We start from the raw sequence: 1,560 nt of genomic DNA, 5'->3' as shown, positions 1-1,560 counted from the left end.
TTTGTGTCGCGCGTGCGCGTCTGGTGCGTCGCCTTGTGTCGAGTATACGGTGTGATCTTGTGGCGCTGCTAGTAGCGGACGCGCTCAGTCTTTTTTTTTCAGCGGCGCGCGACCCCCGCGCCTCACGCGCGTCCGCACATCCTTTCCCTGCACGACGCTCTACCGATCTAGTGCGGCGCGGCCGCGCGCCTCGTTCACGACGGCTGCCGTGCCGCGCTGCGCGAACACTTCACGATCGTGCCGGTGCGCGACGAAGCCGAAGGCAGCCGCGTGACGCTGCCGGCCGGCTTCGACGCAACGGCCGTGCGCGTGACGGGCAACGTGGTCGGCGCCGCGCCGTTCACGGGCACCGTCAGTCATCGCGGCTGGCGCGTGGCCGACGTGCGCCTGCCGAAGCTGACGGGCAGCCACGACGCCTCGGTCGTCGCACCGGCGGAGGTGGAACTGTGAGCGATCCGCGCTATTCGATCGGTATCGATCTCGGTACGACCCACTGCGCGCTGTCGTATGTCGACAGCGCCGCGAGCGACGGCGAAACCATCACGCAGCAGGTGCTGCCGATCGCGCAGCTCACCGCGCCCGGCGCGCTGGAGTCGCGCGACCTGCTGCCGTCGTTCCTCTACCTGCCGCATGAAAGCGAACTCACGCAGGGCGACCTGACGCTGCCGTGGACGGCCTCGCGCGCGTTCGCGGTCGGCGAAATGGCGCGCACGCGCGGCGCCGGCACGCCGATCCGCCTCGTGTCGAGCGCGAAGAGCTGGCTGTGCCACCCGGGCGTCGACCGCCGCGCGGCGATCCTGCCGAGCGATGCGCCGCCGGAAGTGGCGCGCGTGTCGCCGCTGGAAAGCTCGATCCGCTACCTGACGCACCTGCGCGAAGCGTGGGATCACACGCATCCCGATGCGCCGTTCGCGGACCAGGACGTGACGGTCACGATCCCCGCATCGTTCGACCCGGCCGCACGCGAACTGACGGCCGAGGCCGCCCGCGCCGCCGGCTACTCGCGGATGACGCTGCTCGAGGAGCCGCAGGCCGCGCTGTACAGCTGGATCCAGAAGAGCCAGGGCGGATGGCGCAAGCAGGTGCAGGTCGGCGACCTGATCCTGTGCGTCGACGTCGGCGGCGGCACGACCGACCTGTCGCTGATCGCGGTGGTCGAGCGTGAGGGCAACCTCGAGCTGCATCGCGTGGCGGTCGGCGAGCACATCCTGCTCGGCGGCGACAACATGGACCTCGCGCTTGCGCATATCGTGGCGCGCAAGCTCGCGCAGCAGGGCACGCAGGCCGATCCGTGGCAACTGCGCGCGCTCACGTACGCATGCCGTTCCGCGAAGGAAACGCTGCTGTCCGACCCGACGACCGACGCAGTGCCGCTCGTCGTGCCGAGCCGCGGCTCGAAGCTGATCGGCGGGTCGAGCCGCACGGAGCTGACGCGCGCGGAACTCACGCAGACGATCCTCGAAGGCTTCTTCCCGCAAGTCGACGCAGCCGCGCGCCCGGTGAGCCGCGCCCGTGTCGGCCTGACGCAGCTCGGCCTGCCGTATGCGCAGGACGCGGGCG

General features: G+C 70.6%; 1 protein-coding gene and 1 pseudogene. Both read left to right on the top strand.

What is annotated here, in order from left to right; genetic code table 11:
* Window positions 1-174: 174 nt before the first annotated feature.
* Window positions 175-450 (top strand): annotated as a pseudogene (locus tag G3N93_RS39970) (DUF2760 domain-containing protein); the annotation flags it as partial.
* Window positions 447-1,560 (top strand): Hsp70 family protein (locus G3N93_RS39965; protein ID WP_206135517.1); only part of this gene is annotated, 1,114 nt, incomplete at its 3' end. The pseudogene G3N93_RS39970 and the gene G3N93_RS39965, both read left to right, overlap by 4 nt.

The sequence above is a fragment of the Burkholderia sp. Se-20378 genome (genome assembly GCF_017104665.1).
GTDB classification, from domain to species: Bacteria; Pseudomonadota; Gammaproteobacteria; order Burkholderiales; family Burkholderiaceae; genus Burkholderia; species Burkholderia lata.
This window is presented reverse-complemented; position numbering and strand designations above follow the sequence as displayed.